The organism is Paenibacillus sp. 32352 (assembly GCF_002042965.1).
GTDB classification, from domain to species: Bacteria; Bacillota; Bacilli; order Paenibacillales; family NBRC-103111; genus Paenibacillus_S; species Paenibacillus_S vulneris.
Genome location: NZ_MZNT01000013.1, coordinates 107,720 through 130,455, shown reverse-complemented (window position 1 = coordinate 130,455; position 22,736 = coordinate 107,720). Strand labels below are relative to the sequence as shown.

Annotated in this window: 14 protein-coding genes; all 14 read left to right on the top strand. The window is 52.3% G+C overall.

Going from position 1 to position 22,736, the window contains the following annotated elements; all coding sequences use genetic code 11:
• Nucleotides 1-12 precede the first annotated feature (12 nt).
• Nucleotides 13-1,323 carry an ABC transporter substrate-binding protein gene (locus B1728_RS26720; RefSeq protein WP_079913475.1) on the top strand — a complete coding sequence of 437 codons (1,311 nt, stop codon included), beginning with the start codon at nucleotides 13-15 and terminating at the stop codon, nucleotides 1,321-1,323.
• Between the two features lie 617 nt (nucleotides 1,324-1,940).
• Nucleotides 1,941-4,184 (top strand): heparin/heparin-sulfate lyase HepB, encoded by a 2,244-nt coding sequence (hepB, locus tag B1728_RS26715; RefSeq protein ID WP_079913474.1) that lies wholly within the window; start codon nucleotides 1,941-1,943, stop codon nucleotides 4,182-4,184.
• A gap of 9 nt (nucleotides 4,185-4,193) precedes the next feature.
• Nucleotides 4,194-6,089, top strand: a complete 1,896-nt coding sequence (locus tag B1728_RS26710; protein ID WP_079913473.1) for a heparinase II/III family protein — start codon at nucleotides 4,194-4,196, stop codon at nucleotides 6,087-6,089.
• Between the two features lie 65 nt (nucleotides 6,090-6,154).
• Nucleotides 6,155-7,660, top strand: coding sequence for a DUF3604 domain-containing protein (locus tag B1728_RS26705; protein ID WP_079913472.1), 1,506 nt, complete (start codon nucleotides 6,155-6,157; stop codon nucleotides 7,658-7,660).
• Nucleotides 7,661-7,697: 37 nt separating this feature from the next.
• Complete coding sequence (locus tag B1728_RS26700) at nucleotides 7,698-9,101, top strand: sulfatase family protein (protein WP_079913471.1); 1,404 nt, start codon at nucleotides 7,698-7,700, stop codon at nucleotides 9,099-9,101.
• A 199-nt stretch (nucleotides 9,102-9,300) separates the two neighbouring features.
• Nucleotides 9,301-10,596, top strand: a complete 1,296-nt coding sequence (locus B1728_RS26695) for an ABC transporter substrate-binding protein (RefSeq protein WP_179136221.1) — start codon at nucleotides 9,301-9,303, stop codon at nucleotides 10,594-10,596.
• A gap of 75 nt (nucleotides 10,597-10,671) precedes the next feature.
• Complete coding sequence (locus B1728_RS26690) at nucleotides 10,672-11,997, top strand: ABC transporter substrate-binding protein (protein WP_079913469.1); 1,326 nt, start codon at nucleotides 10,672-10,674, stop codon at nucleotides 11,995-11,997.
• Between the two features lie 340 nt (nucleotides 11,998-12,337).
• Nucleotides 12,338-16,120: a discoidin domain-containing protein gene (locus B1728_RS26685; protein WP_079913468.1), complete on the top strand. Its 3,783-nt coding sequence runs from the start codon at nucleotides 12,338-12,340 to the stop codon at nucleotides 16,118-16,120.
• A gap of 326 nt (nucleotides 16,121-16,446) precedes the next feature.
• Entirely contained in the window at nucleotides 16,447-18,168 is a 1,722-nt protein-coding gene (locus B1728_RS26680) for an ABC transporter substrate-binding protein (protein ID WP_079913467.1), read from the top strand.
• A gap of 65 nt (nucleotides 18,169-18,233) precedes the next feature.
• The gene (locus B1728_RS26675) at nucleotides 18,234-19,190 is read left to right on the top strand and encodes an ABC transporter permease (RefSeq protein ID WP_079913466.1); all 957 of its coding nucleotides are present in this window, start codon (nucleotides 18,234-18,236) and stop codon (nucleotides 19,188-19,190) included.
• 13 nt (nucleotides 19,191-19,203) lie between these two features.
• Complete coding sequence (opp4C, locus tag B1728_RS26670) at nucleotides 19,204-20,139, top strand: oligopeptide ABC transporter permease (protein WP_079913465.1); 936 nt, start codon at nucleotides 19,204-19,206, stop codon at nucleotides 20,137-20,139.
• 10 nt (nucleotides 20,140-20,149) lie between these two features.
• Nucleotides 20,150-21,157 carry an ABC transporter ATP-binding protein gene (locus tag B1728_RS26665; RefSeq protein ID WP_079913464.1) on the top strand — a complete coding sequence of 336 codons (1,008 nt, stop codon included), beginning with the start codon at nucleotides 20,150-20,152 and terminating at the stop codon, nucleotides 21,155-21,157.
• Nucleotides 21,132-22,100: an ABC transporter ATP-binding protein gene (locus B1728_RS26660; protein ID WP_079913463.1), complete on the top strand. Its 969-nt coding sequence runs from the start codon at nucleotides 21,132-21,134 to the stop codon at nucleotides 22,098-22,100. The genes B1728_RS26665 and B1728_RS26660 overlap by 26 nt, the downstream gene beginning before the upstream one ends.
• Before the next feature lie 23 nt (nucleotides 22,101-22,123).
• The gene (locus B1728_RS26655; RefSeq protein ID WP_079913462.1) at nucleotides 22,124-22,660 is read left to right on the top strand and encodes a hypothetical protein; all 537 of its coding nucleotides are present in this window, start codon (nucleotides 22,124-22,126) and stop codon (nucleotides 22,658-22,660) included.
• Nucleotides 22,661-22,736 lie beyond the last annotated feature (76 nt).

Here is a 22,736-nt window from a genome sequence, read left to right as displayed (position 1 = left end):
GGTCTTACGGAGATGAAAAAAGGTTTGGTTCTGCCAGGTTTGCTCTGTTTGTCCGTGGCACTGTCCGGCTGCTCCAAGGAAAAGGCGGGGGAGACCGTCGTCAAGCCGGAATCCAAGGAGCCTGTCAAACTTGTAGTGTACAGCTATAGCTCAGGGATTCAGGAGTCGGAATTTCAGAAGTTTTTTGTAGAGCCGGTTCAGAAGAAATATCCAAATATTACGATGCAGCTCGTTTCCCGCAATGGAGACAAGGACACGCCGGAGCAAATTATCGCTTCGGGCAATCTGCCCGATCTCATTTTGACGAGCAATGTGTATATCGGCATGTTCAACAAGCTGGGGCTGGGCATGGATCTGAACGAGTTGGCGAAAAAGAACAACCTGGATTTCAACCGATTCGATCCGGTAGGGATGGGAGCGATCAAGCAGTTCGGGGATAAAGGTGAGGTATACGCTGTCCCTTTCTCGATGAATTACGGCCTCATGCTGTACAACAAAGACATTTTCGACAAATTCGGGGTCCCTTATCCGCAGGACGGCATGACGTGGGATCAGGCGATTGCGGTGGCGAAGAACCTGACTCGTAAGGAGGACGGGATTCAGTACATCGGTATTGATCCCGATTACCCGGAGAACCTGACCCGGCAGTACTCGCTTCCCTATGTAGATGAGAAGGAGGAGAAGCCGGAGATCAATACGCCGGGCTATAAGGCGGCTTTCACCAAGCTGAAGGCGATGTATGAGATTCCTGGCTTTATCGGCGAGAAGAACAAGTTCATGTATACGTCCAACGGCTTTTTCAAGGATCGGATCTTGGCGATGTACCCGGTCTGGGGCGATGGCGTCGTCGGTACGATCGAGGATATGGCGCAGCAAGGGAGCTCGGTTAACTGGGATATGGTCACGTATCCGAGCTTCGAGGACCGTCCCGGTGTCGGCAAGCCTGTCGATCTGCATCTGATGATGATCTCGCCGCAGAGCAAGCATCAGGAGGAAGCGTTCAAAGTGATTACAACCCTGGTCTCCGATGAAGCGCAGATCACGATGAACAAAACCGGAAGAATGACATCCTTGAACAACGATACGGTCAAGAAAACATATGCCTCCGAGCTAAAAGGCTTCCAGGGCAAAAACGTGCAGGCCGTCTTCAAAACGAAACAGGCGCCTATCGTCAAGCCGACCGATTACGATCTTCCTTTCAAGCAGCTGATACGTGACGGCGCCAAAGATATGGCGGTTAACCACAAGGACGTCAATACCGTCCTGAGGGAGATTCAGGAAAAAGCGGAGAAGACGATGGTGGATATGAAAAAATCCCGATGACCGATGCAAAGCAGAGTAGCATAACCGTGTTTATAAGGAAGTTTTTTTCGCCAATAGAAATGCTGTTCACCTCGTCCGGATGGACTAAGTGAACAAGAGCATTTCTATGTGGAGAAAAAATCTAAGTGATCGTAGTAATTCATGATGAGCGACCGCGTTAAGAGGTAGATTTTTTCGCCAATAGAAATGTTGTTCACTCGTCCGAGTGGACTAAGTGAACAAGAGCATTTAGAGAAAAAATCTAAATAATCGATGCAAATCAAGTAGTATGACCGCGTGAGCGGTGAGATTGTTGAGACATTCATTAATTCAGAAAAAAGCGAAAGGTGAGAGGTGGGGTGTCCCCTTGCTTACGAAGTAAGTTTTCCTTTGGAAAACTCTCAAGCGTCCGCCTTTGTTCTCGGGAAATATCCTCTAGCAAATCTAATCAAAATTTCCCGAGAACAACAGCTAAGGGCTTTGCGTAGCAAAGCCTACTTCGGAAGCATGGCCGGAAGGGGATACCCCACCGGGGGACCAAAGCATTTTTTCCATGTTTTTACGCCTCAACAAGCTCACCGCGCTAGCGTCAGTTTTATTTGCAATCGAACACCCTCACAAGAAAAGGAGGCCACAGCATGTACCCGAAACCGCCTGTTACACCGCCGCCGGAGCATCCGCGTCTACTGTTGCGGAGTCAGCATTTGCCCGGTTTAAGGGAGAAACGATTCAAGCCGGAAATGAAGCAAGTATGGGAGCGGCTTGTGGAGTTCAGCCAGGTGGATATTAGCCAGGCGCATTCCGCTGAACACCCGGATGAAGCTTATCTCATCGAAGCGAACGCGCTGATGTATATACTCAATGGAGATCAAGAAGCGGGACTTCGAGCCAAAGCATTGGCGCTCGCCACCATTACAAAATCATTCAATCCGAACTTTCAGGATATTTCCCGAGCTATCGGGCGCCTGATGTCGTCTGCAGCCGTTGTCTACGACTGGTGCCGCGATCTGATCGATGATACGGAACGGCAGTTGATGATCGGTCATTTCAAACGATTAGCCGGCATGCTGGAATGCGGCTTCCCTCCGAGGAAGGAGGGCTCCATCGTTGGTCATACGAGCGAATGGATGCTGATGCGTGATCTTATCGGTACGGGTATCGCCATCTACGACGAGGACCCGGAAATTTATGACGTAGCCGCAGGACGCTTTTATGCCGAGATGGTACCTGCACGGAATTTCTTTTATCCTTCGGGCTGGCATCATCAAGGAGATAATTACGGCACCTATCGATACCAGGCGGAGCTGTTCGCTACTTGGATTTTGGACCGCATGGGAGCCGGCAATCCTTACGACCCTTCCCAAGGGGAAGTAGGGTATCAATGGATTTATACAAGAAGGCCGGACGGCAAGCTGCTGCGGGACGGAGATAGCGATAACCCATTGTATGCGGAAAACAAATATATTCAGTTTTTCCCGCTTGTGTACTTGATGTCCGGCAGCTACTACGAAAATCCTTACTTCATGGATCAGCAGTTCCGCGAATATCCAACGATACCGGACATGTACGTGTTTCACGCCTTTTTGTTCTATAACCCGGAGGTGAAGCCCAAGTCGATCCAGGAGCTGCCGCTTACCCGTTATTTCGGGTCACCGACAGGAATTATGATCGCAAGAACCGGCTGGGATGAGGGGATGGATAAAAGCTCACCGACGGTAGTCGCCGAGATGCGTATAGGGGAATACCAGTACAACAACCATCAGCATTTGGATGCGGGTGCATTCCAGCTGTATTACAAGGGCTACTTGGCTATCGATTCCGGGATTTACAAAGGCTCCTCCGGCAAATACCATTCGCCGCATAACAAATATTATTTCAAACGGACGATCGCCCATAACACGGTTCTTGTTTACGATCCCGATGAGTTAGAGCATCATCCTTACGTCAAAGACGGCGGCCTCACATGGCCGAACGTGAATGATGGCGGGCAGCGCTGGCCAAATGAAGGGCGACCGCCGCTTACGCTGGACGATTTGCTGAACAAAGACTTCAAGCGCGGTGAAGTACTGGCGCATGCGTACGGTCCGGACCCGGTACAGCCTGACTTTTCTTATTTAAAAGGCGACATTACCGCTGCGTATTCGAGCAAGATGAAGCAGTTCCAGCGCTCCTTCATGTTCTTAAACTTTAAGGATGCGAACCATCCGGCCGCACTCATTGTGTTCGACCGCGTCAAATCAGCTAACCCGGATTTCAAAAAATATTGGCTTTTGCACAGCATCGAAGAGCCGCAGGTCGACGGCAGCCGTACCGTCATCTCGCGCAGCGAGGACGGCTATAACGGACAGCTCATTAACGATACGCTGCTCCCAACGGCTGATAATCTCGAAATCACCCCAGTCGGGGGCCCGGGTAAGGAGTTTTGGGTATTCGGCACCAATTACATCAACGATTTTCCGAGCACGAAGGAACAGGGAGCGTGGCGTATCGAGGTCAGCCCGGCTCAGGCTGCGGAGCAGGACATTTTCTTGAACGTGATGCAGCTTAAGGATACGGACGGACCTGAAGCGCTGCCGACCTATCGAGTGGACAGTGATCCGCTTGTCGGGGCGCAGATCAAGGATTGGGTCGTTCTTTTCAGCAAGAACGGACAGCGACTGTCTGAAGAGCTGGTTATTCCTTCAGCACCGGTTATATCAGAAGCTTCGGCATCGCTTCACTATGTCATAGCCGACCTGGCGGCAGGAGATTGGATCGCAGAACGTGGGGATGTACGAGAGCAGTATGTGGTCACGGAAGAGAGCGGCGTGCTCCACCTTACGGAAGTGTCGACCCCTGTCCGTCTCATTCCCTTAACCGCAAAAGCGGAAGGAAAGGAGTAAAGTTTCCTGATGAACAATCTTGGTGATCGTTTAAGTACGGAAGAACTGGCTGAATCTCTGTTAAGCAAAGCAGCCTACCGCCCTTTTCCGGATATTGAGCAGAGGGGCGAGTGGGAGTTACTGCCTGAAGAGCTTCGACTATCGGTTATTGCGGAGGGGGAAAAGTACCTCGATTATGCATGGCCGATCCTGACCGCGACAATGTATATGGAGTTTTTGAATAATGGCAACCGGACGCGCTACGACGGACCGTATCATCTGCGCAGAAGAGCGGTGACAAGTCTTGCCCTCGCCGAATGCGTGGAGAATCAAGGGCGTTTTGTGAATGATCTGATCAATGGCATTTGGCAGATCAGCGAAGAATCCAGTTGGGTCATCTCGGCCCATAACCGGATGTTCCAGCGCGAGCATCCCAGTCTGCCGGATACCTCGATTCAGCCCGGCGTCGATCTGTTCGCTGCCGAGACAGGCAACCTATTCGCATGGCTGCACTACCTGCTTAAGCCAGTATTCGATCGGATCAACCCGCTTATAGATCAGCGGATCGTTAACGAGCTGAGGCATCGTATTCTGGAGCCTTATCTGGAACGGGATGATTGCTGGTGGATGGGGATCCAGGATCGGGATAAGCGGCTGAACAACTGGACGCCTTGGTGTACGTCCAACTGTTTAAGCGCCTTTCTCCTGGCGGAGGAGGATGACAGCAGAAGGCTGCTGGCTGTTCGTAAGGCGATGAAGAGCCTGGACCGGTTCTTATCAATGCACCCGGCGGATGGGGGCTGCGACGAGGGTCCCGGCTATTGGAACAAAGCAGGCGGATCGCTGTTTGATTGCCTGGAGCTTCTGTATACCGCAACTAACGGTGCCTTGAATGTGTATGGTGAGCCGTTGATTCAAAATATCGGCCGTTATATTTACAAGGTTCATATCCATGATAGATACTTCCTTAATTTTGCGGACGGTCCCCACAGGATAACGGTGGAGGAAGATATCGTATACCGCTACGGGAAACGGATAAGTGACGATAATATGATGGCTCTCGGAACGGCCGTGCACCAAATGCTGCGTACCGAAGGATGGAAGAATATGAAATTTCTATCGTTTCTCCGTGTGCTCCCCGCATTGTTTCATTACAGCATGATTGAGAATGAGAACAGACCGCTAACGTTTCAACGGGATATGTACATGGACGGCATTCAGGTCATGGCAGCACGAGAGACCGAATCCTCGGATCACGGCTTGTACCTGGCCATGAAGGGCGGACACAATCTGGAAAGCCATAACCATAACGATGTAGGGCACTTTGTCGTGTATGCGGATGGACTGCCGGTGCTCATCGATATTGGTGTCGAGGAGTATACGGCCAAAACGTTTAGCGCGCAGCGATACGAGATTTGGACGATGCAGTCCGGGTACCACAACCTTCCTACAATTAACGGCTTCATGCAGCAGGACGGAAATAACTACCGCGCCTCAGCAGCACAATACGAAGTTACGGGAGCAAGCTCACAGCTCAGCATGGACATCGCGTCCGCTTACCTGCCTGAAGCGGGAATCCGTTCTTGGAACCGGTGCTGCCGCTTGAACCGCTTGCCACAGGCCGTTGTTGAGCTGGAGGAACGGTATGCCTTTGCCGACGGTACAGCATGCCAATTTACACTTAACTTCATGACGTGCTGCCAGCCGGTGATCGATAGCGGCGGACGCATTAGTTTACGCCGTAACGATCAAGAAGCTTTATACATGGAATACGATTCCGAACAATTTACCGCTGCGGTGGAGACCATACCCATCGAGGACAAAAAGCTTCGCAATGCCTGGGGAGAGCGGCTTCAGCGCATTGTGCTGACACCTAACCAATCCCGGCAGGAAGGAAGCCACCTCATTCGTTTCCGCCAGCCTTAAACATAAGTGCCAAATACAAAGAGATAGCATACCTTCGACCATACGAATAGGAGAGGAATAATACTATGCCATTATACTGGGGAGATTTGCACAACCACTGCGGAATCAGCTACGGATTCGGAGGATTGGAGAACGCTTTGCTTGCGGCCAAGGGCCAGCTTGATTTCGTAGCCATTATCGGTCATGCGTCCTGGTACGACATTCCTGCCCGCACGGAAGGACTGGAATACCTGGTCGATTTTCATAAGGAAGGGTTCGCCAAGCTGCGCGGGCATTGGGATTATGTACGAGAGACGGTTAAGAGCTTCAACGTGCCGGGAGAATTCGTCACCTTTCAGGGCTATGAAGCGCACTCCAGCCAATACGGCGACCATCATTTCGTCTCGCCGGACGATGATCTGCCGCTTTTAGAGGGAGAATCCCCTGCAGCAATCGTGGAAAAGCTGGCGCCGCGCCGGGTTATCGCCGTTCCACATCATGTCGGATATACGCCGGGATACCGCGGAGGCAACTGGGACAGCTTCAACAGCGCTATCAGTCCGATTGTCGAGGTGTATTCCAAGCACGGCAGCGGCATGTCCGATCAGTCCCTATATCCGTACTACCACGACATGGGGCCCCGCGACTCCCGAAGCAGTGTGTATGAGGCGCTGAAACGGAAGCATCGCTTCGGCTTCGTCGGTTCGACGGATCACCATGCGGGGTATCCGGGTTCTTACGGGGATGGCAGATTGGCCGTATTGGCCGACTCCAAAACCCGCGAGTCCATCTGGGAAGCGATTCTGGCACGCAGAACGTACGCGGTGACCGGAGATAAAATCGCCTGCCGGTTCAGCATGAACGGGCACTTGATGGGCAGCGAGGTGCAAGCGAGCGACCGCCAGCTGGAGCTGGAGGTTACAGCATGCGATCAAATCGATAAAATTGTCGTTTACAAAAACCTGAGGCCTTGGAAAGTCATTAACGGAGAATCCTTGATAAACCCAAGTCCCGAAGCTGCAAAAGCGGCGGGCAAATATAAAGTAAGAGTCGAAATGGGCTGGGGCAACAGCAAAAACGGCTTTAAGTGGCAAGGAACCGCCAATGTAAGCCATGGTAAGCTGCTTTCCGTAGAAACCTGCTTCCGCGGTCGCAGCGTATTGGCTCCTACGCCGGAAATGAAGGACGATCCTTCTATGAATGAGCTTGGCAATAAGCTGATCCGCCAATCGGATGAAGCCGTCGAATGGAGCTGCATGACGTTCAAAAACCCGACGACGCTGCATCCGCATACGGCTGCGCTCATCCTCGAAATCGAAGGAGACTTGGACACGACGATCCAAGTGCAAATCAACGATGCAGAAATGTCGGCAACCGTAGGAGAGCTGCTGGAGGGCAACAGAACACAGCATTTGCAGCCGTATAATTCCGAAGCTATCGTCCTGCATCATGCGATTCCAGAGCAGGCTTACACCGTGAAGGAAGCCTGGACGGATACCCAAGTGGAGTCCGAATGCGATGTCTACCATGTCGAGATCAAGCAGGTCAACGGCCAATGCGCTTGGATCTCGCCGATTTATGCGCTTGCTTGAAGCGAAGCTTCAGCTAAGCAAAAGGAGGCAAAGAACGATGAACCGACCGAACATCGTGTTTATAATGAGCGATGACCATGCGGCCCATGCGATGAGCTGCTATGGCAGCCGAATCAATCAAACGCCGAATCTGGACCGCATTGCGAATGAAGGGATGCGGTATGACAACTGCTTTTGCACGAATGCCATCTGCGCTCCGAGCCGGGCGACAATACTGACCGGCTTGTACAATCATCTGAACGGCGTTCAGACGCTGGGTGATCATTTTGACGGCCGCCAGCAGACGGTGGCTAAGCTGCTTCAACAGGACGGATACCAGACGGCCATCATCGGTAAGTGGCATCTAGGCCATGGAGGCTACAGCGATCCGACCGGCTTCGATTATTGGAACGTATTGCCTGGACAGGGGGACTACCATGACCCCAAGTTCATTCAAATGGGTGAAGAAAAGCAATACGAGGGATACGTTACCGATATTATTACCGATGAATCGATCGATTGGATCGGCAAGAGGGATAAAGAGCGCCCGTTCTTCCTGATGTGTCATCATAAAGCGCCGCATCGCCCTTGGATTCCTGATGCCAAGCATGCTCATTTATACGAGGATATCGACATACCGGAGCCGCCGACCTTCGATGACGATTACAGTAACCGGGCAGCGGCTGCCGAAGCGGCGATTATGAGAATCGACCGCGATTTGAAGAAGCGGGACTTGAAGATGGACCCGCCGGAGGGCTTGACCGAGCGCGAGCTGAAGAGCTGGAAGTACCAGCGCTACATAAAGGATTACTTGCGCTGCGTAGCATCCATAGACGAAAACGTAGGCCGTCTCTTGGATAAGCTCGAGGAGGAAGGCATTGCGGATAATACGATGGTGATCTATACGTCGGACCAAGGCTTTTTCCTGGGAGATCATGGCTGGTTTGATAAACGCTTTATGTATGAGGAATCTTTACGCATGCCATTCGTCGTACGCTATCCTCAAGAGATTAAAGCAGGCACAGTACAGGATGCGATGGCGCTTAACGTCGATTTTGCCCCAACCTTCCTGGATTACGCAGGAATCGATGTGCCTGACTTTATGCAGGGAGTCAGCTTGCGCCCCCTAATGCAGGACCAAAAACCGGAAGGCTGGCGCACCTCCATGTATTATCGGTACTGGATGCATCTTAGTGAGCATGGCGTCTATGCCCATTACGGCTTGCGGACGCATGACTACAAACTGATCTACTACTATGCCGATGCGCTTGGAGCTACCGATGCGATTGACGATCCGAAGCCTCCGGAATGGGAGCTGTTCGACTTGCGTAAGGACTCCAACGAAATGAACAACGTATACCATCATCCGGCTTATGCTGAGACGGTGAAGCAGCTAACTGAGGAGCTGCACCGCAAGCAGCTTGAAGTCAAGGATACGCCTTACGTGGAGGCTGCGCGTTAGCCCGGATGGAGAAGCTGCAGGGCAGACCTGCCCGGGACGGAACAAGTGCCAGTCAGTCCGGCCTTGTAGATTAGCCTAAAGCATTGATCTTGCACTACTGATCTTGTAATACCATGCTCCTTCTGTACAGACAGCGGAAACTTTTGAAGTTGAATGCGAATAGGAGGGACCTAGTACGGGAAAAGGAATCCAAATCAGCTTGGCTGCACTGTCATCTGTTCTTGCCGTTACTTTCATCTCGGCCTGCAGCAAGCAGAGTGCTCCGGACAACGAAAACCCCCAAGTGAAGCATGAGCCGGTAACGCTGAAATTTTATACCGGTGATAAGGATTATGAGGAAAAATTCCGTACCGAAGTCGAAGCGAAGGTGAAGCAGAAATACCCTTACATCTCCTTTGAGTTTCAAGGAGCCGATCAAGGTAAAGAAATTCAGGATCTCGTGCTCGCCGGAGATAGTCCGGACATCTATTACCAGGGAATTTCAGCGCTAAACGAGAAGCTGGTCAAGTTCAATCTTCAATATGACTTGACGGAGCTGATCAAGAAATCGAATTTGGATCTGAGCCGAATCGATCCGGCCTATCTCGACATCATCAAGAACGCTTCGGCAAGCTACGGAGCCGGGTTGTACGGTCTGCCCGTCAACGCGTATACTCCGGTGCTTTATTACAATAAAGATATTTTCGACAAATTCGGAATCCCGTACCCTAAGGACGGCATGACCTGGGACGATGCCTATGCGTTAGCCCAAAAGCTAACTCGTTACGAGGATGGGGTTCAATACCGCGGGATGACCATGAACTTCATTTACTTATTGGATAACAATCAGCTTGGAGCGCCGTACCTGCATGCCAGCGAGGACAAATCGGCGGTGAATACGGATGCTTGGAAGTCGATTTTCTCCACGCTAACGAGATTTTACCGTTTTCCGATGAACACGCCTATGGATGAAAGAAGCCGGGTGAAGGAAGTGAACAGCTTCATGAAGGAGCGGGTCTCTGCCATGCATGCGGATGTTACGGCTGCCGCAGAGAGCTTTCCGGATGATTTTACGAGCTGGGATATGGTCTCACTGCCTACGATGAAGGAGGCTCCAGGCACGAATGCGCAGATTAACCCCCGTTTCTACTACCTGATCAGCGCAAGCAAGCATAAAGAGGAAGCGTTCAAGGTGCTTGAATTGGTGTTGTCCGATGAAATGCAGATGCAGGCAAGCAAATCGGGGAAGGCTACGGTGCTAAAAAATCCGGCTATTCAGCAAGCTTTCGGACAGGAGTTTTCCAAGTTGAAGGGCAAGCATACGGAAGCTCTTTATGTAAATAAGCCCGTCCAAGCGACACCTGCGCGGGACTCGAAGCTGGTTACGGTTCCGGTGACCACACCGCTGAATAAGGAGTTCAACAATGTACTTACCGGCAAAAAGGACGTAAATACGGCGCTTAGGGATTTGGAAGAAACGATCAATAAGGCGATTATCGCCGAGAAGCAGAAGTAAAGGAACATGGGATGAGAACAGTGCAAGGTCCATATTGAGGAAAATGGATCATTAGACGAAAAAAGGGGTGTCCACATGAAATCGTGGGTTATAAGATCAGGGAAAGCGGCGGCTGTCTCCATAGTAGCGGCAAGCTTACTGGCAGGCTGCAGCAGTGGGAAGCAGGAAGGGGCTTCGGCATCAACCAAAAAGGAGCCAGTGGAGCTCGTCTTCTATCAAACGGGGAATGCCGATTGGAAAGAAGAAGACTTCATGAACAATTACGGCAATTATATTAAGCAAAAATTTCCTAATATCATTCCCAAATTCGTTCCGGTTCCCGCCTCCAAATCGATGGATGCTCTGATTACCGGAGGTCAGCAGTTTGATGTCCTGATTTTTTCGATAGGCCATACGCATCTGAATTTGATCCGCAACGAGTTCCAGATGGATATCAGTGACTTGATCAAGAAAAAGAGCGTCGATTTGACCCGGTTCGAGCCGTTCACCATCGATCAGCAAAAGGAAATCGCCAACGGCGGGATCTACGGTCTCCCATTGTCCAATACATCTCCTGTCATTATGTACAACAAGGACATTTTCGACAAATTCGGAGTGCCTTATCCGAAGGACGGTATGACCTGGGATGAAATCTATGATCTGGCCAAGCAAGTGACCCGTAACGATAATGGTACGCAATATTACGGCTTTCTAGCGTCGCCAGAGCATATTTCCAAGACGAATCAGTTCTCGGCGCCTTTCGTCGATCCTAAGACATCGAAGCCGATGTTCGACGATCCGAAGATGATGGCCTTCCTGGATAACCTGAAGCGCTTCTATCAATTAATCCCGTCTCCAGACGGCAAGCCGCTGGCAGGGGGCTTCTTCGCTTCCACAGCGCAGTCCAATATGTTTGCAAAAGATCGGACGCTGGCAATGTGGTCCCACTTCTCCAACTCGGCGATCAACTTCCCGGATGATTTGAACTGGGATTACGTTTCTTTACCATACTTTAAGGAACTGGGTGAAGTAGGGCCGCAAGCTTACCCTGGTTATATCTACATCAGTAAGACTAGTAAGCATCAAGACGAGGCTATGGACGTCATTCAAGCACTGACCTCGGATGAATTCCAAACAATGCGTTCCAAGATGGGGATCGAAACTGCTTTGAAAAATCCGGAGATCAAGAAGACATTTGCTCAGGACCTGCCGAAATACAAAGGCAAAAACATCAACGCCATCTTCCCGAAAAAATACGCGGCTCCGGCTCCTTTGACCGAGTATAACGATCTAGCCTGGAAGCGCCTTAACGATGCTTTCGGCTTTATCGGCCGGGGCCAAAAGGACAGCGTCACCGCTGTTCGGGAAGCTAACGAGCTTCTCGCCAAAGATATTGAGGCGGAAAAAGCTAAAAAGAAATAGAAACGATCGTTTGCAGGATAGGGCGGATTAGCTTTTAGGTTTATGGGAAACCAACTTTACGAGAAATCTGCCATATAAGCAGGTGGGGTATGCTTCGGAAGAGTTTACGTCCGCCTTTGAAACCCGTGAATATACCGCTAACTTCTAAATCAAATTCACGGGTTTCAACAGCGGCTGGAGGAGCATATCCCACCGAAATATAGTGGCAGCATTTCGAGTTTTTTCGGTTTCACCATAACCTAAAGCAACCCGACCTACTCCTGCAAAACAGATCGTAGGAAATGGAGGAACGAAATACCCTACTGTGAGATGGATCTATTAACCGAAAGAGGTGTTACTGATGAAGCTAAGAACGAGTCCATACTTTAAAGGGTTGCTGCTCTTTATGACAGCGCTGCTGATCCTGAGCGGTTTCACGTCTTATTCGGCTTGGGCGGGAGGCAGCGCTCTTGCATATGCCGATGGAGCGGCGCCGGTCATTTACGTAAATGATAACTTCGACACGCATGGTTCCGGCGCCCCTAAAGGATGGTCGGCGTCCGGACTGACTTCAGGGGCGATGATCACAGGTGAAGAGGTCGCAGGCCGAACAGGAAAAAGCCTCCACCTTCGCAGTGGGACCGCGTCGGATTTGGTGTTGACCAAGACCTTCACCTCGCCTTTGACAGGCAATGTAGCTATCGAGATGAAGGTCAAATACAACCAAGCGAAGTTTTATAGCCCTCTGATCCAAATCAAGTCGAGTACGAATGTTCAGTCCGCGCTGCTGGAATTCAAGGCGGACGGCTATATGTATGCTGGGGGCGCGAAGCTGCCGGGAGGCACCTATGCGGCGGATACTTGGTACCAAGTGACGGTCATCGTCAAACATGCGACGAAGAAAATCGACGTGTACGTAGACGGCGTCAAAAAAATGGCGGACGGCATCTACAGCAATTCCGCTACGATGAACGATATCGCTTCGTTTAAAGCTTATACGAAGGCACAGACGGGAACGGATAATGAGTTTTGGATGGATGATGTGCGCGTGTATGCAAGTGAAGTGCCGCTTGACGACTCCTACTTTCAAACGCCCGATCCTGGCACTGGAAATGCGAATGATGCTTATGCTCAAGCCAGACTGAAGCAGTCCATCGCATTGCTGGCAGGCTTCCCGAATGCTTACGCTTTTTTGCAGCGCAAGCCATTGAATGCCGCCGATCCGACGGTGAAGCCCCGAGTGGAGAACGGCAAAGTGCTCGTTCCGCTGCAATTTGTGGCAGAGCAGTTGGACGTTCCGTATAGCTGGAATGCGACGGCAGGTACTGTTACGTTGGGCCCGAAATCAGGGACGCTAGGCAGTGCCTTGACGCTGACGGTCGGCAGCTCCAATGTGACAGGGGGCAGCAGTCCGATCGTACTCGATGCACCCGTGCGTCTAATCGGAACCACGGTGCTCGTTTCCTCCGATTTGTTCTCGAAAGCTTTGGGACAGCATGTGCTGTCGCACGATGAGCTGGTACTGATCAGTACGGCCAATCCGCTGCCGGATGAGAGCGAGCTGTTGAAGCTGACGAAGGAGGCCATTCGCCGCATCGTCTACGATCGCCCGACGGCAGCAGAGCTGGTGGCCGAGCTGAAGCAGCATAACCCGAATCAGCAGCACCCCCGGTTGTTCATGACGCCGGACCGTATCACCTCACTGCAAAACCAAATTCAAACGGACGCCAATTTGTCCAAATGGTATGGCGATTTGCGCAAAAGCGCAGATACCGTGCTGACCACACCGGTAGGTACATACGATCTCCCCGATGGCCGGCGGATGGATTCCGCCAAGGATGCGCGCCCTTTTATCGAGAAGACGGCGCTCATGTATTTGTTAAGCGGAGAGACCAAGTACGCGCAGCGGGCGGTCGATGAAATGCTGAAGGCCGCCTCCATTCCGAATTGGAATGAGCAGAATGAGTTTCTGAACACATCGGAGCTCACTGCAGGCATGGCCATAGGATATGACTGGCTGTACAGCTATTTAACCCAGCAGCAAAGGGACACAATCCGCACGGCGATCCGTGACAAGGGGTTATCCAAAGCCATCGACGCCCATAACAATAACGCTTGGTGGGTGAGCTTGTCGGATAACGAGAAGATCAGCAACTGGAACGCCGTATGCAACGGCGGTATTATCCTGGGCGCTCTTGCCATTGGAGATGAGGAGGAAGCCGTCGCAGGGGACATTATGGCGAAATCGCTTCGCTCGCTGGAGGATTTTATCCTGCTGGAATTTAATCCCGACGGAGGCTGGAGCGAAGGGCCCGGCTACTGGCGCTATACGGTAGAATATTTGGTAACCTATATGGCAGCCATGCAAACCGCATTAGGCAAAACCTACGGTCATACGGAAACGCCCGGCTTCTACAAGACGGCTTACTTCATAAATTATGTGCTTAGTCCGCAGGGCTCGTTTAACTTTGGCGATTCCAACAGCTTCAAAATACGGGCGCCGGAGCTGTTCTGGATGGCGAAGCAGCTTAACAATCCGGATGTAGCCGGACTTCGGTTATTGCTGATGCAGGAAGCGAAGCAGGCGGGCGGTGTATACGATCTGCTCTGGTACGATCCGAGCTTGCTGAACATGAACGTATCCATTCCGTTAGATCAGTATTTCCGCAATACGGAGCTCGCCACATTCCGCAGCAAATGGAATGACTTAACGGCTAGATTCGCTGGAATCATGGGCGGCAAAGGCAATTCCAGCCATGCACATTCTGATGTCGGCAATTTCGTCTTTGAGGCTGACGGCGTCCAGTGGGCTATTGATTTAGGAAGCGATGATTATAACCTTCCTAATTATTTTGACTATGATAACCAGCGGTTCAAATATTACCGGCTCATGCCGGAAGGCCATAATACGGTTGTGATCAATCCGGACGGTACCTTCGAGCAGGACCAATACGCATTCAGCCCGATCGAACGCTATGAATCGAAGCCTCAGGGAGGGCTGGCTATCGTCAATATGACGCCGGCTTATGCCAAGAATGCCGCCACGGCCAAGAGAGGCTTGATGTTCGGTAATAACCGAAACACCCTGACGGTTCAGGATGAAATTCATGCCAAAGCGCCATCGACGATATGGTGGTTCATGCATACGAAGGCCGATATCGCGGTCGCTGCTGACGGCAAATCGGCGATTTTGACTCAGAACGGCAAGCGTCTCGGTGTGACGATGAGCTTCTCCGGCCAGGCTCCGGCAGGGGCCGTATTCAAGGTGATGGACGCCAAGCCGCTGCCGGTGTCGCCGAACCCGTCCGGTCAAGATGCCAATACCGGCATCCGCAAGCTGGCGTTGGAGCTGACTGGCGTGCAGGATCTCAATATGGCGATCCATCTGACTCCACTGGCTGTCGGAGATAACGTGCCAGGGGTAGCGTCTTATGTTCCGCTTGCGAGCTGGAGCATTGCGGACGGAGAGATTCAACCGCTTCCGCAGCTATCGCAAATAACGTTGAACGGACAGCCTTTGTCAGGCTTCAGTAAAACGAATTACCATTATGCGGTCAACGTTCCGTTCGGGTCACAGAGCTATCCGGCAGTGAACGCAACGCCTGCCAAGCCCGGCGACCAAGTGACAGTCGCGCAAAATGTATACTCGCCGAACCCGGTTGTCATCACGGTGACGGATGCTGTATATACGGACCGCTCGCAGCAATACGTGGTCCAGTTCAATGCGCAGTCCGTTCCAACCAAGCCTGCTGGCTATACGCAGCTGGCCGTTCAGGGAGTAACGGCCAGCTCAGCGCAGGAAGGCAATGGCGAAGACAGAGCTATTGACGGTGATTTGAATACGCGCTGGTCCGCCGAGAACACCCAGTGGATTCAGCTTGATCTTGGAGGAGTGAAGCCGATTAACGGCTTGGGCATCGCCTTCTACAATGGTGCGACGCGATATTTTAAACTGGATATTTCCGTATCGCAGGACGGTCAGACCTGGGAGAAGGTCCAGAACGCGGTCAGCAGCGGCCTTTCCTCGAATATGGAGTATTTCGGCTTCGCCCCGAAGCAGGCACGATATGTTCGCGTGACTGGTTACGGCAACTCGGTTAACGCGTGGAACAGCTATAGCGAGATGGCGGTCTTTTCCGGTTAAGCCTAGAAAAAAGGTTGACAGATACAAGAGACGGTGATAGCATATAAATCACATAAGAATACTTTGATATCTACCGTACGAACGGAGACTAACGAATGGCTGTTAGTCTCCTTTTTGTTTTGACGGGCAGGTAAGAAAGGTACATATATAGGAGCAGGGGAAGGGGAATCTACCGTAACCAACGGAGATCAACGGATAGGGAGCTGTTGGTCTATTAGGCATATGCAGAGACAAACAGGGAAAACTTCTATCGTTATTCCTACTATTCAGGTATGTATAATTGATTAATTCATTGCTTCCAGGACAAGAGAATAGGGGGAACAGAGATGAAAGGCAAATGGATGAAAGCAAGTGTTTCCGTACTGGCCTTGGCTTTGCTGCTGACGGCATGCGGCGGGAATCGTTCCGCTACGGGCCCGGACCCGGCGGATAAGGCGGAAAATAAGAGTGAGGCTGGTCTAAGCAGCGTCAAGGACGGGCTGATCAAAGCATCGGAACTATCCAAAAATCCCGACGCCGCTAAAAAACGAACCACCACCTTCATTTCCGGAACACAAACGCCGGAAGGGGTGTTTAACCCTTATTTTTACCAGAACGGCTGGGATGGCAACGTCACGGGCGTCTTGTTCGCCTCGCTGATTACGAAGGACGAAACCGGCAAACCGATTCCGGAGCTGGCGGAGAAATGGGACACAAGCACGGACCAGCTGACTTACACCTTCCACTTGCGGCCTAATCTGAAGTTCAGCGACGGCACGCCGTTAACGGCGGAGGATGTAGCCTTCACATTAACGCTGCTGCACGATCCCGCTTATGACGGAAGAGTCGATATTTCGCAGGCGTACATTAAAGGCGGAGCGGCCTACAAGGAGAAAAAGGCGGATACCGTAGAAGGGATTAAGGTGATCGATCCGCTGACCATTCAATTTACGACGGAGAAGGTGACGACTCTGGCGCTGCCGCTGCTGGGCGGCGAGGTGCTGTCCAAGGCTTATTATGGCAAGGAGTACAAGCAAGGTAATCTGGATTACATCAAGACGCTTCACGACAAGCCGCTTGGTGCCGGCCCTTACCAATTCGATAAATTTATCAAAGGCCAGGAAGTCCGGTTTACAGCGAATCCTAACTACTACGCGGGGAAGCCTGCCGTGGAGAACTTTATTTTCAAAATTACGAACAACGATACAAACCTTCAATATATTAAGGTGGGCGAGACGGATTACGACCGCTTTACGGCGAACCGCGATAATTTCGATCAGCTGAAGGCGCTCGGCTTCGTCAATATCAATACGTTCACGGCGACCTCCTACGTCTATTTGGATTTTAACAGCGGAGGCAAATTCCTTAAGGATAAACGGGTAAGGCAGGCGCTCTATTACGGGCTAGACCGGCAAAAGTTCACTGATATTTTGTACCAAGGATTCGGCGAAGTCGCCAACGTACCCGTATCTCCTGCGTCATGGGCTTACACGAAGGAGGTAACGCCCTACCCGTTCGATCCGCAAAAAGCGAAGCAGCTTCTCGATGAAGCAGGCTGGAAGGTCGGCGCTGACGGCATTCGTGAGAAGGATGGGCAGAAGCTGAAGCTGCAATATTTGGGACGCAAAGGGTACAACATCGACGATGTGCTGATACCGCTTGCCAAAGAAAACTTCAAGGATATCGGAATTGCGGTAGAGGCTGAAATTCTCGATTTCAATGCGCTGCTGGCTAAACGGAAAAAAGGCGATTTTGACATTGCTTCCTTTACTTCCACCAATTTCTCGGATCCTTACGACGGTGTGAAGAGCTTCCATAGCAAATACAATGTCAGCGGCTATTCCAATCCGAAGATTGATCAGCTGATAGACCAAGGGACCGAAACGCTGGATACGAATAAACGGATTCCGATCTATCACGATCTGTATAAGCAATTGAAGGAAGATCCGCCGGTGCTGCTGCTGTCTTATTTGAAAATCTTATCGGCACACAATGCCCGTATTCAAGGGATCAATCCCGATCCGGTGTCCATTCTGAACCGTTCCATTCCCAAGTTAAAGATCGAATAACGCCGTGCACGGACCCGGGCTAAAAGCCATAACCGGCCCGGCCGGTAAGGAGGCAACAGGCTGTCATGCGTCCCTATATGGTCAAAAGAGTGCTGCAGCTGATTCCAACGCTGATTGGCGCATCTCTCATTATTTTCTTCATTTTCGCGCTTGCTCCCGGAGATTATGTCGACTCCGATATCATGCTTACACCGGAGCGGGCGGCAGAGCTTAAGGCGTTATACGGCCTCGATAAGCCGTTGTGGGAGCGATATTTCATCTGGTTGGGCAATGCGCTAAAAGGGGATTTCGGTTATTCGCTGCAGTATCAGCAGCCCGTGGCGGCGGTATTGAAGGAATATGTCTTCAATTCGTTCCTGATCGCCGGAGTGTCCCTGGTCTTCACCTGGATCATTGCCGTATTCATCGGGGTATTCTCCGCCACACGGCAGTACTCCTGGTACGACTCGCTGATTACACTGGCTGTATTCGGGGCGATGTCGTTTCCGTCCTTTTTTATCGGCTTGCTCCTGATCAAATGGTTCGCCGTAGATCTCGGATGGCTGCCTATCGGAGGCCTGCTGGATACGGGCAGCCAAACGACCGGTTATGCGCGAATGTGGGAAATGCTGCGGCACATGATTCTTCCGACGACAGTACTGACCATGCTTAGCGTAGGGTCGCTGACCCGCCATTTTCGCGCCAACATGATCGACGTCATCAAGCAGGACTTCATCCGAACCGCAAGGGCCAAAGGCTTGAAGGAACGAACCGTCATTTACAAGCATGCCCTGCGCAATGCCCTTCTGCCGGCTATTACGCTGCTCGGGCTCGAGCTTCCCGGATTGTTCTCGGGAGCGATAATCACCGAACGGATATTCACATGGCCGGGGGTAGGCTACATTCACATGGAGGCGATCTCGAATCGCGATTATACGGTTTTGATGGGCTTTACGATGTTTTTGGCGGTGCTCACGGTCATTGGCAATCTGCTGGCGGATTGGATGTATGCCGTGGCCGATCCGCGCATCCGTTTAAAGTGAAGGAGGTGAGCGTATGGCTGCGGAATCGTCAGAGGCGCTCCATGCCCGCTTGAAGGTCAGCCCCCAAGGAAAAGCGGCTCCTTCTTCATCCTTATGGCGCACGTCTTATCGGAGGCTTATACGAAACAAGCTGGCGGTATCCGGTTTATTGTTTTTGCTCGTCATGTTTCTGTTCTGCTTCGTAGGCCCGTTGTTCTCAGAGCCCACGACAGGGAAGGTGAACGTAGCGCTAATCAACAAGCCGCCGTCGGTCTCTCATTGGTTAGGCACCGACAATCTGGGCAGGGACGTGCTCTCCCGCCTGATGCAGGCCGGAAGAATTTCGCTTATTGTCGGGCTCGTCTCCATGGTGCTGTCGGTTACTATCGGCTCCCTCCTGGGTGCCTTGGCCGGGTTCTACCGCGGGGTTGTGGATCATCTTGTGATGCGGACGGCGGATATTTTGCTGGCGGTGCCGGAAATTCCGATTCTCATAATCATCGGGGCGATTTTATCCGATCTGAAGGTGCCTTCGGAATATCGCATTTATTTGGTCATGCTGATGATCAGCTTCATGGCTTGGCCATCCCTGGCGAGGCTTGTGCGAAGCCAGATTTTATCGTTTCGAGAGCGGCCCTATATGCTGGCGGCTGAATCGTTGGGGCTGAGTGACAAGCGAAAAATCGTTCATTTAATCCTCAATGCGATACCGATCATCATTGTGGTTGCGACGCTGAGCGTGGCCCGCGCGATCTTAAGCGAGACCGTACTCAGCTACTTGGGCTTAGGCGTTGTGCCGCCGACACCTTCCTGGGGCAATATGATGGCTGCAGCGAATTCGCTGATTGATTTTCAGACGAGACCGTGGCTGTGGATTCCTCCCGGCTCGGCGATATTTTTGACGGTCATTGCGATTAATTTGCTGGGCGACGGCCTGCGCGACGCGCTGGACCCCAGAACGAAAAGGTAGGTGAAGCGGCTTGACCCGGAGGACTCTGGCACAATTTCAAGATCTGCATACGTATTTCTACACCGAGGAAGGCGTCGTCCAATCGGTCAATGGTGTGAGCTTCCGCATACATGAGGGAGAAACGGTGGCGCTGGTAGGAGAATCCGGCTGCGGCAAAAGCGTCACGGCGCTATCGATGATGGGATTGATCGAGGAGCCGCCGGGCCGCATTATGGGCGGCCGCATCCTGTTCGAAGATCAGGATTTGCTAAAGGCCGGGAGGAAAGACATCCATCGGCTGCGGGGCAAGGATCTGGCCATGATTTTTCAGGAGCCGATGTCTTCCCTGAATCCGGTGCTGACCATCGGAGAGCAGCTGATGGAGCCTTTGATCCGGCATCTGAACGTAAGCAAAAAGATAGCCCGCATCCGCGCGGTAGAGCTGATCGAACGGGTCGGCATTCCGCGGGCAAGGGAGATTGCGGACGCCTATCCTCATGAGCTGAGCGGCGGGATGCTGCAGCGGGTCATGATTGCAATGGCGCTCTGCTGCAATCCGAAGCTGCTTATCGCCGATGAGCCGACGACGGCGCTGGACGTGACGATCCAAGCGCAGATACTCGATCTGCTGCGGGAGATCAAGCAGGAGCAGGGCATGTCGATCCTGCTCATCACCCATGATCTCGGCGTTGTGGCCGAGATGGCCGATTATGTCGTCGTGATGTACTGCGGCAAGGTCATCGAGCAGGCTCCGGTCCGCGACTTATTCGAGCGGCCGAAGCATCCTTATACGCAAGGGCTGCTGAAGTCCAGACCGGTCATCGGGCAGCGGCAGGAACGGTTATACTCTATTCCCGGCCAAGTGCCGAGACCTGTCGGCTTAGGCGATGCCTGCTATTTCAGCGACAGATGCGAGCACTGCATGGACCAGTGCCGCACGAAGCAGCCGCCTCTGCGCGAGGCGGGGGACGGCCATCCGGTCGCATGCTGGCTGTACGAGGAGGCGAGAGCGCATGTCCCAGCCGTTAGTTCAGGTTAACGGGTTAAAGACGTATTTTCCGATCCGGAAAGGCTTCTTTGGCGGCAAAACCGGCGATGTTAGAGCCGTGGACGGCATCGACCTGACGATACGGCGCGGGGAAACCTTCGGGCTGGTAGGAGAGTCAGGCAGCGGCAAAAGCACGATAGGCAGGACGCTCCTGCGGCTGTCAGACAAAACGGATGGAGAGGTACGGTTCGACGGCATTGATCTGTTCGCGCTCTCACCCGCCGAGCTGCGCAGTATCCGTCCGCGGATGCAGATGGTCTTTCAGGACCCCTACGGGTCGCTCCATCCCCGTATTCGTATCGGTGACGCCATTGGGGAGGCGCTCCTGGATCACGGAATCGCAGCAACGAAGGCGGAGGCGCGGGAGAGGGTGCAGGAGGTGCTGTCGCTCTGCGGCTTGGCGCCTTATCATATCGACCGTTATCCGCATGAATTCTCCGGCGGACAGCGTCAGCGGATCGGGATCGCCAGAGCGATGATCCTGAATCCGGAGTTTATCGTAGCGGATGAGCCGGTCTCGGCTCTGGATGTTTCCATCCAGGCGCAGATCATTAACCTGCTGCATGACCTGCAGCAGAGCAGGCAGCTGACGTACTTGTTCATCTCGCACGATCTGAGTGTGGTAGAGCATCTGTGCTCCACGATAGGCGTGCTCTATCTCGGCTCGCTTGTCGAGCTGGCTCCGCGGGACGAGTTGTTCGCCCGGCCGCAGCATCCGTATACGAAAGCGCTGCTGTCAGCCATTCCGATACCCGACCCCAACGCAAGACGGGAGCGCATTGTCTTGAAAGGCGACATTCCGAGCCCGGCCAATCCGCCGTCGGGGTGCAAGTTTCATACCCGATGCCCGATGGCCGCGCCAGTATGCCGGGAACAGGAGCCGCAATTTCGCGACGTGGGCGGAGGACATTATGCCGCTTGTCATTTGATATAGGCTGTGAAGGAGGCGTGGTTGCCATGACCAACAAAGGAACGAAAGTAAGACTGCCGCAGCCCGTAGGAATCCGCCTGGAAATAGCGCGAGCGGGAGGATTATCAGGTGAAGCGTTAATCGATGTCATTCATCGTAAGGATACGGACACGCTGAAGGCATTAGGACCGGAGCGGCTGCCGTGGGATATTTTGATCGAGTATGGAGAGCAAAATAAGGATGAGCTTGAACAAGCCATTCTGGACGGCTATGAATTCAAATTTTTGACGGTGCGGGGGTTGATCCATTATCTTCTCTATCGCTTTGGCTTGAAAGAGCAGGAGGACTACGAGGCATCTGAAGGCGCGCTGGAAGGGCTCCGTCTTGGCCGAAGCAGCATCGCTGTACTCCAGGCGACGATCCCGGCGTTTTGGCAGATAAGTGAAATCGAGCCGAAGGAGAGACGGGAGGAGTCTTCTTCCGATCCATCGTTCCACGAATTTCAAGAGGAGCCATCAATAACCATTCGCATAGATCGCCTCTATCATCAAACGATCCGCTTCGAAGGAGGTGAGGCCGGGTAAAGCTGCTCCCTACACGGACTGATCTCACCTCATTTAAGGAATCGTAAGTTACAAAGTCATCATTCTATATTTTAAA

Excerpts from the sequence above, each read along its gene's own strand:
- B1728_RS26720 (WP_079913475.1), top strand. The coding sequence starts at position 13 with ATGAAAAAAGGTTTGGTTCTGCCAGGTTTGCTCTGTTTGTCCGTGGCA.
- hepB (WP_079913474.1), top strand. The coding sequence starts at position 1,941 with ATGTACCCGAAACCGCCTGTTACACCGCCGCCGGAGCATCCGCGTCTA.
- B1728_RS26710 (WP_079913473.1), top strand. The coding sequence starts at position 4,194 with ATGAACAATCTTGGTGATCGTTTAAGTACGGAAGAACTGGCTGAATCT.
- B1728_RS26705 (WP_079913472.1), top strand. The coding sequence starts at position 6,155 with ATGCCATTATACTGGGGAGATTTGCACAACCACTGCGGAATCAGCTAC.
- B1728_RS26700 (WP_079913471.1), top strand. The coding sequence starts at position 7,698 with ATGAACCGACCGAACATCGTGTTTATAATGAGCGATGACCATGCGGCC.
- B1728_RS26690 (WP_079913469.1), top strand. The coding sequence starts at position 10,672 with ATGAAATCGTGGGTTATAAGATCAGGGAAAGCGGCGGCTGTCTCCATA.
- B1728_RS26685 (WP_079913468.1), top strand. The coding sequence starts at position 12,338 with ATGAAGCTAAGAACGAGTCCATACTTTAAAGGGTTGCTGCTCTTTATG.
- B1728_RS26680 (WP_079913467.1), top strand. The coding sequence starts at position 16,447 with ATGAAAGGCAAATGGATGAAAGCAAGTGTTTCCGTACTGGCCTTGGCT.
- B1728_RS26675 (WP_079913466.1), top strand. The coding sequence starts at position 18,234 with ATGCGTCCCTATATGGTCAAAAGAGTGCTGCAGCTGATTCCAACGCTG.
- opp4C (WP_079913465.1), top strand. The coding sequence starts at position 19,204 with ATGGCTGCGGAATCGTCAGAGGCGCTCCATGCCCGCTTGAAGGTCAGC.
- B1728_RS26660 (WP_079913463.1), top strand. The coding sequence starts at position 21,132 with ATGTCCCAGCCGTTAGTTCAGGTTAACGGGTTAAAGACGTATTTTCCG.
- B1728_RS26655 (WP_079913462.1), top strand. The coding sequence starts at position 22,124 with ATGACCAACAAAGGAACGAAAGTAAGACTGCCGCAGCCCGTAGGAATC.